The organism is Cyanobium sp. BA20m-p-22 (genome assembly GCF_024346275.1).
GTDB lineage: Bacteria > Cyanobacteriota > Cyanobacteriia > PCC-6307 > Cyanobiaceae > Cyanobium_A.
On the sequence record NZ_JAGQCQ010000207.1, the window covers coordinates 1 to 6600 of the forward strand.

At 60.0% G+C, this 6600-nt stretch carries 10 protein-coding genes; 8 read left to right on the forward strand and 2 right to left on the reverse strand.

Annotation, left to right across the window (positions count from 1 at the left end; translation table 11 throughout):
- Window positions 1–636: 636 nt before the first annotated feature.
- Window positions 637–762: a hypothetical protein gene (locus KBZ15_RS15620; protein WP_255016121.1), complete on the reverse strand. Its 126-nt coding sequence runs from the start codon at window positions 760–762 to the stop codon at window positions 637–639.
- 39 nt (window positions 763–801) lie between these two features.
- Here KBZ15_RS15620 and KBZ15_RS15625 point away from each other — a divergent pair, with 39 nt between their 5' ends.
- Window positions 802–2874, forward strand: coding sequence for an AAA family ATPase (locus KBZ15_RS15625; protein WP_255016122.1), 2073 nt, complete (start codon window positions 802–804; stop codon window positions 2872–2874).
- A 584-nt stretch (window positions 2875–3458) separates the two neighbouring features.
- Window positions 3459–4127, forward strand: coding sequence for a hypothetical protein (locus KBZ15_RS15630; protein ID WP_255016123.1), 669 nt, complete (start codon window positions 3459–3461; stop codon window positions 4125–4127).
- Here KBZ15_RS15630 and KBZ15_RS15635 read toward each other — a convergent pair.
- Entirely contained in the window at window positions 4124–4246 is a 123-nt protein-coding gene (locus tag KBZ15_RS15635) for a hypothetical protein (protein WP_255016124.1), read from the reverse strand. The two genes, KBZ15_RS15630 and KBZ15_RS15635, sit on opposite strands and share 4 nt — an antisense overlap.
- 318 nt (window positions 4247–4564) lie before the next feature.
- On the opposite strand from KBZ15_RS15635, the gene KBZ15_RS15640 reads away from it, so the two are divergent.
- The 6 genes from KBZ15_RS15640 to KBZ15_RS15665 all read left to right on the forward strand — a co-directional run bounded on the left by KBZ15_RS15640 (window position 4565) and on the right by KBZ15_RS15665 (window position 6529).
- Complete coding sequence (locus tag KBZ15_RS15640) at window positions 4565–4945, forward strand: hypothetical protein (RefSeq protein WP_255016125.1); 381 nt, start codon at window positions 4565–4567, stop codon at window positions 4943–4945.
- Window positions 4946–4959: 14 nt separating this feature from the next.
- Window positions 4960–5292 (forward strand): hypothetical protein, encoded by a 333-nt coding sequence (locus KBZ15_RS15645; protein ID WP_255016126.1) that lies wholly within the window; start codon window positions 4960–4962, stop codon window positions 5290–5292.
- Complete coding sequence (locus KBZ15_RS15650; RefSeq protein WP_255016127.1) at window positions 5289–5450, forward strand: hypothetical protein; 162 nt, start codon at window positions 5289–5291, stop codon at window positions 5448–5450. The genes KBZ15_RS15645 and KBZ15_RS15650 overlap by 4 nt, the downstream gene beginning before the upstream one ends.
- The gene (locus tag KBZ15_RS15655; RefSeq protein WP_255016128.1) at window positions 5450–5800 is read left to right on the forward strand and encodes a hypothetical protein; all 351 of its coding nucleotides are present in this window, start codon (window positions 5450–5452) and stop codon (window positions 5798–5800) included. The genes KBZ15_RS15650 and KBZ15_RS15655 overlap by 1 nt, the downstream gene beginning before the upstream one ends.
- Window positions 5793–6047: a hypothetical protein gene (locus tag KBZ15_RS15660; RefSeq protein WP_255016129.1), complete on the forward strand. Its 255-nt coding sequence runs from the start codon at window positions 5793–5795 to the stop codon at window positions 6045–6047. The genes KBZ15_RS15655 and KBZ15_RS15660 overlap by 8 nt, the downstream gene beginning before the upstream one ends.
- 200 nt (window positions 6048–6247) lie before the next feature.
- The gene (locus tag KBZ15_RS15665; RefSeq protein ID WP_255016130.1) at window positions 6248–6529 is read left to right on the forward strand and encodes a ribbon-helix-helix protein, CopG family; all 282 of its coding nucleotides are present in this window, start codon (window positions 6248–6250) and stop codon (window positions 6527–6529) included.
- Window positions 6530–6600 lie beyond the last annotated feature (71 nt).

Sequence of the window (6600 nt, forward strand, 5' to 3'; positions counted from 1 at the left end):
TGAGCGCGGTTGTGCGTGAAGCATTGCGCGCCGCAGGAGTGCCGATAGCGGCCTGACAGCAGAAAGGGCCCCGAAAGGCCCCTTCCAAAAACCTGAGATCCGGTACCGACGCCAATCAGTCGGATCTCAACCAAACCACTAGCCCCAAGGGGACCAATGGATCTATCAGCAACAGTAAAGCAAGGCGCATCGTGCCCGCAAGCCTATGGTGAGGATGCGCACAACCCCAGTCTAGGCGCGGGTTTTGCCGCAACTGACTGGGGCCAGAAAGGATGGCGCAATCAGTTGCACCGCCTGGAGCCACTGGATCTGCCACTGCTGGCGATAGGTGCGGGGGCGGAGCGCAAAGCACCGGCAAACCTGCGCGATGGATCGCTTTTGGTCGGTTGGCCTACTACGAAGCACTCGTGGCAGCAGATCAGCAACGCCTGCAAAAAGGTGATCGCCGCCGGCACCCGCACCGGCAAGGCTGCCCATGGGTTGCTTGTCTTCGATCTAGACGGTGAAACGGCTGTGAGTTGGTGCCTAGAGCACCGCTGTGACCCTGCTGCCACACCGACATGGCAGATCCACCGCAACACCGACGAAAGCCGCCTGAAGGTGGCATTCAGGCTCACGGAGCAGCAGCAGCAGCAGCTAGGGCAGATCAAAACCAAGGTCGACACCAAGCCGCCTATCGAAGACGACACCGGCAAGACGATCGCCAAAGGTGAAGCGGTTGAGCTGTTCCATGGCACCGGGCAGGTGATTGTCCTGGGGCAACACCACAAGTCAAAAGGCCACTACTTCTGGCCTGATGACATGGGCCCAGAAAACCTTGCGACGGCGCCCGAGTGCTGGTGGCAAGCGGCGCTGGCGATCGCTGGCGACACCACCAAAACCACCACCACCAAAGCCAGAAGCACCGGCAAAGGTGATTGGCGATCACTGAATCCGTGCCCGATCTGCGGCAGAGATACAACCAGCTATTGCTCGCAGCACAAAGACGGCAAGACGATCAGATGCTTCCACGGCAGCACCTTCAAGCCGCCCATGGGGTTGAAAGCAGGCGACGAGATAACCGACAAGCAAGGCACCATCTGGGCCTTCAGCAAGGTGCAGGGCAATGGCGACGTGTTCTCGGTGTTTGTCGCGCCAGATCCAGATAGGCGCCGCAAAGGCGCCAAGGGAACTCCTCCTCGCCATGGCGAGGAGGGAGCACCACCGGCGCCACTCACCTTTGAAGACCGCTGGCAAGAACTGGAAGAACACGCGGCGGTAGTGGCTTGCAGTGACTGGCCAGTGATGAAGGCGGTTGCCTCGCTAGCCAGCAAAGCCGGTGATCTTGAGGTCAACCGACTTACAGGCCGAAACCTTGAGCAGCTACTCGAACAGGCCCACCGCGCTGTCAGAGCAAAAGCTGAACCCATCACGGGAGGTGGAACCTTCAAGGTGAAAGCGACCCCGTGGGCAGTCGATGGCCTATTTCGCCACGGCCTCAACCTATTGGTGGGTCAATCAGGCGCAGGCAAATCGCGGCTAGCAGCGGCTTGCCTGGCGGCATGGCTGCGAGGTGACCAAACGTGGCTCAACCTGCCCCTTAACGGCATTGAACCGAAAAACCGCCACGCGTTAATCGTTGGGAGTGACCAAACGCTTGAGGATTGGGCGATCACACTTGAGCCTGTAGGCCTCTGCAAGCGGCTTGACGGTGAAACGGTACGAATCCACCCAAACCTCACCCTGTACGGCTTAGAGACCGCCGTAGGCCTTGATGCTGACGGTTTGGCAATAATTCGCCGATGGGTTGACCACAACCCCGGCGGCATGGTCTTAGTTGACTCCCTAAGTAGCTGCCTGCCACCTGGCATTGATGAAGCAACTAAGGCAGCAGGGAGACCTGTTCGCCAATTACAGGAGGTTCTCGGTGATGCGTGGGGAATACTCACCCACCACACCCGTAAAGGTGCAGGAAAAGAGGGGAACCTCGGCGTAGGTGCTGGCCGCGGTTCTGGAGACATTGACGCCGCAGTGTCGCGTGTGATTGGCCTCGGGTTGATTTACAGGATGGAAAACGGCGTTTTGGTGCCGCAGGAATCAGACGAGCGCCGCGAGTTACTCAGCACCAAACGAGGCGGAAAAACCTTGCACCTTGTTGTGAGGTCAGACGCCTCTGGGTTCTGGAGTAACGAAGGTGACGCCGAGGCTCTGAAGCAACAGGAGCGCCAGGAGCGAGCCATCAGCAACCTCACCGAGGCCCAAGGCGACGTGTGGGCGCTCTTGGACGCCGCTGATGGCTGGATGACCTTGAGGGCGCTTATGGAAGGCGCTGGTGAGGAATACGAGGCCAAAGGGGCCAAGGCCGCCACCACCCGAAAGGTGCTCAAGCGGCTTGAGGTTCTCGGTTTGGTGGAGTCGACCAAAACAGGCAACGAGCGCACCTATCGCACCAAAGGTGAGCCACTACGCGGGGAGGAAAGAGAGTTGATTGGCTCACTTGGCTCACCCACTGCACCGCAAGGGTTCTCGATGGCTCACCCACTGGCTCACACCGGCTCACCAGCAGCAAGTGAGCCACCTACAGCAAGTGAGCCAAGTGAGCGGCTCACCCCAGCAAGTGAGCCACAAGGTGAGCCAGTCAAAAGCCAGTCACTGCAACAGGTGAGCCAAGTGAGCCACCTGCCTCTGTTCGTTGCTCAACCAAGTGGCTCACCTGCTGCCTTGATACCTCTTGGCGCTGCGGTGGAGCACCTAGGCCCTGATGGTTGGTGTCATGGCTGGAAGGTGGCCGACGTGGTGGATGTCAGCACTGGCACTCGCTACCGGATCTCCCGCGACGGCGAGTCTTTGAACGTCGCGGCTGACCAAATACAGCTCCACCCCGAGGCAGCGTGATGGACGCCTCCTGCAGCGGGCGACAGCGGCGGCTGGCGCAACTGTCTTTTCCTATTGCAATCGCTGCCCCTGAGCGGTTGGCGTTGGACTTTCTCGCCGCTGACGCAATGCTTAGCCCTGAATACCCGCTAACGCTAAAGACTATTAACGCGGCAAATCGCTTGGCACTGCTGAGGTTGTCTGGCTCTGATCCTGACTTTCGGGATCGCCTTGCTTACATTGCCGCCGCAAAACGTACACTTCTACGCTGCGCCGGTTACAAAGTTAGCGGCTGAAGTTACAAAGTTACTATCTGAAGTTACAAGCGCACCCTTGGCCCGCTAACAAAGCCGCTAAGCCGCGGGCCGCGTGACTGCTGACAATGCAGGTACGCAGAACCGGGTGTGACAGTTGCGCCAGTTGTGGCCAGGGCTGATGGTGTGGAGTTACGCCCGAAAGGGCGCCATTTGCAGGGTTACGCAGTCCAACGCCGGTAGTACACCCACAAAAGCCGTGTCCAATTAGGGCCCGAGGGCCCTGGGTGTGCCAGTTGACGCCGCCGCTGCCATGCGCTGTCATGCCGTCACTGACATCCCACGGTCGCAGTGACAGCACTTGAACTTGAAGAGATCCATCCGGATGTATCCATCGCCGAACTGGAGCGCCGCTGGGGCATCAGCCGCAACGCCTTGAAGGCGCGGGCTAAGGCATTAGGTGTTGAGCTGCAACGCAAGGGGCCAACACTCACCGTTTGGCCTGGTGATCGCGTTGCTGATGGTGACCGCCTTGATGCCCACTGCAAGGCTGGCGGGTCGCTGGCTTCATTCCCTGGAGCGGTGGCAGTGACACCCCACGGTGGCAGTGAGCTAGCAGTGACGCCTGAGCTAGCAGTGACATCGCACGATGGCAGCCAGCTAGCACTGCTGGCAGCGGCTGTGGCGGCTGCAATGCCCGCTGCGCCTGTTGACCCGCTACGCCGGGCTAAGGCGCTTGCAGAGGCTGCAGAGCTAGGTGTGGCGCTGTCATCGCTGGAGCTTGCCGAGCTGCTGGGGATGTCACCCGCCACGGTGAGTAGCTGGCCCGATGGTCACCAGCCCCGGCCGGGATTCAAGTTGCTCAGGTGTAAGCAGAAGCCCGGCGGTGCTGTCTGGTGGGTTGTGCAGCGTGATGGCGCCACTGCATCGATCAGGGCCATTGCAGGCGCTGCTAGCGGCCGCTCCGTGGGCTTTGGCGCATGCCTGACGATTGAAGCAGTTTCGTTGCCTTGTTTTTAGCCGTCGCCGTCGATGTGGTCGCCGATCACGTCGGCTAAATGTTCGGGCATGTTGCCGTAATCGTTCAGTGTGGCGATGTCTTCAGGGTGCGCCGTAAGGGCTAACACCAGCAGCCGCAATGCTGCGCAAGTGTCGGGGTGCATGTTCTGCCGTGGGGCGCTTACCGCTGCGCTCGCCCATCGACTCCGGCACTGTAGCGCAAAACGGGGGTCTTAGACTAAAAGCAGCCGCCGGAGTTGCGTGACCCGAAAAAACTTAAAAGATGCAGTCCTGCCCAGAACATTGGCGGCGCATCTGTTGATCGCTGAGCTGCGAGCTGAAGCTGCATCAGAACGGTTTGCAGCATCGTTTGATCAGCACTTCCCGGATGACGATGAACCACGGGTGCCGAACCCGTTGGATTCAGCTCAGGCTCGGCGTGCTCAGGGGGTGTCGCTATGAGTGACCTCGACACCCAGATCAGCCAGGCACACGCCGCCGCTGAGGCGACAGAGCAGCAGGCAAGGCACCTTGAGGCGCGGATACTCAAAACTGGTGCTGCGCTACCCAAACGCCAATACGGCAGCCCTCTTAACCCTGAGGCGCTAAAGCAAAACCTCACGGCTAGATCGCTGATATGTAAACGCGATCCTGAGCTGGCCAGTTTCCTTGGCCTACAAGATGGCAGCTACCGGCGTGAGGCTGAGGAGCGTGAGGCGGCAGCGATGCGAGCCCAGGCGCTGGTGATGCAAACCGAGCAACTACGGCAGCGCAATCAGGCCGCCGCTGACGCCCGCTACAGGCAGCAATTAAGCCCACGTCTCACGGGGTGGCGGTGATGTCTATCTCTCGTATGCACCCAATCGCTAACTGGGTGCGGCTGGCGCCCCACGAACACCGCCGAGCTCTCGACAAGGTTTTGCAGTTTCGTGATGCAGCTCCTGATCCGACAGCTAGCGGGCTGCCAGAAGCTGCTGTGGCGTGGTTTTGGGCCGAAGAACTGCCCAGGTTGCTGAGTCGCCCAGATGTACGCAACCAGGCCCTGGAGCGCCTACAGGAGTTGCAGGACACCCGCCTACGCATAGGCGATCAGATCACCATGCAGGCCGGCGCGCTGCTGGAGCAGCAGGCAGCCGTGGAGCTGGAGCACCAGCAACTCGCCGCCCTGGTGGAGGTGTTGCCATGACTGAAAACGTAATTGACGCGGCGCTGAGGATCGGGGATGAGAAGCGCACCGGATACAACATCACTATCGAGGCGCTGGTGATATTGGCGGAATCTGATATGACCCAAAAGGCGCGGCAGAAAATGATCGCTGAATGGCGGCGGATGAGGTTGCTGTAATGGCAGGCCCCAGCGTCATCCAGCAGCGGCAGCAGGAGGCGCTCAAGATGTTGGGCGAGGGTTATGGCTGCACCGAGCTGGTGACCGCTCTGGCCGATCGCTGGGGGTGCTCACGCCGGACTGCGCGCAGACACGTCTACAAGGCTCACGCTGAGCTCGTGGATGACCTGGAGCACGTCGAAAAACAGGACATGTTGGCCGCTTGCGTCAACCGTTTGGAGCGCATCGCCCGCAAGGCAGAGAAAGCTGGGCAATATGCCGCCGCCGTAGGTGCCACCCGCTCGCTGCTGGATCTATCAATGCAATCAAGCCACCACCGCCCACCTATGGGCAGGTTCGGCCATGGATAACGACATAGGCGCCGCCTTCGACAAGCTGGACAGGCTCCTAGAGGTTGCCCAGGAAGCTGGGCCCAGCATTGCCTTGTTGCTGGAAGCGGGCCGCCAGCAAGGCATTGCAGACCAGACGCTGCAGAAGTACCTGAGGCTCAACACCACGGTTTTGAGATGGTGCTTGAAGCTGGCGCCTGATGCCACCGCTGATCGAGACGAGTTAACCGACGTGGGCGAGTTGCTGATCGAGTGGGCGAGACAGTGAGAATTGGACCGGGTTTGCCGCTTATTGAGAATGCAACCCCGCGGGTGCTGGCCCTGTTGGCACTGAAAATGCAGTGCTGATGGTGAGTTAGACCCACCAATCTCGCGAAATGGCGATGCCACACTGCCTCTCGTGCAGGTACTCGAACAGGTACTCAGGGCGCCGAAACCCCAGTCATAGCAACAGGTCCAGCGGTTTTGATGCTGCGGTCCAGTAAAAAGGCCGCCACCGCCGGTAGCGGCAACCGCGGCCTGTTTTGTATCACGCTGAACCTGTTTGCCCTTGCCAGTGTCGATACCTTGCAGGGGTCTAGACCTTGCGGCCTGATGACAACCACGACAAAAAAAGACAAGCTCCTGACGGTCAAGCTTCGCAGCAGTGAGCTCGCTCAACTGCAAGCGACAGCCGATGAACGGCAGCAATCCATGAGCGCGGTTGTGCGTGAAGCATTGCGCGCCGCAGGAGTGCCGATAGCGGCCTGACAGCAGAAAGGGCCCCGAAAGGCCCCTTCCAAAAACCTGAGATCCGGTACCGACGCCAATCAGTCGGATCT

What these genes read in the sequence shown, in the direction of transcription:
- KBZ15_RS15625 (WP_255016122.1), top strand. Translation starts at nt 802, where the DNA reads ATGGGCCCAGAAAACCTTGCGACGGCGCCCGAGTGCTGGTGGCAAGCG.
- KBZ15_RS15640 (WP_255016125.1), top strand. Translation starts at nt 4,565, where the DNA reads ATGAGTGACCTCGACACCCAGATCAGCCAGGCACACGCCGCCGCTGAG.
- KBZ15_RS15645 (WP_255016126.1), top strand. Translation starts at nt 4,960, where the DNA reads ATGCACCCAATCGCTAACTGGGTGCGGCTGGCGCCCCACGAACACCGC.
- KBZ15_RS15650 (WP_255016127.1), top strand. Translation starts at nt 5,289, where the DNA reads ATGACTGAAAACGTAATTGACGCGGCGCTGAGGATCGGGGATGAGAAG.
- KBZ15_RS15655 (WP_255016128.1), top strand. Translation starts at nt 5,450, where the DNA reads ATGGCAGGCCCCAGCGTCATCCAGCAGCGGCAGCAGGAGGCGCTCAAG.
- KBZ15_RS15660 (WP_255016129.1), top strand. Translation starts at nt 5,793, where the DNA reads ATGGATAACGACATAGGCGCCGCCTTCGACAAGCTGGACAGGCTCCTA.
- KBZ15_RS15665 (WP_255016130.1), top strand. Translation starts at nt 6,248, where the DNA reads ATGCTGCGGTCCAGTAAAAAGGCCGCCACCGCCGGTAGCGGCAACCGC.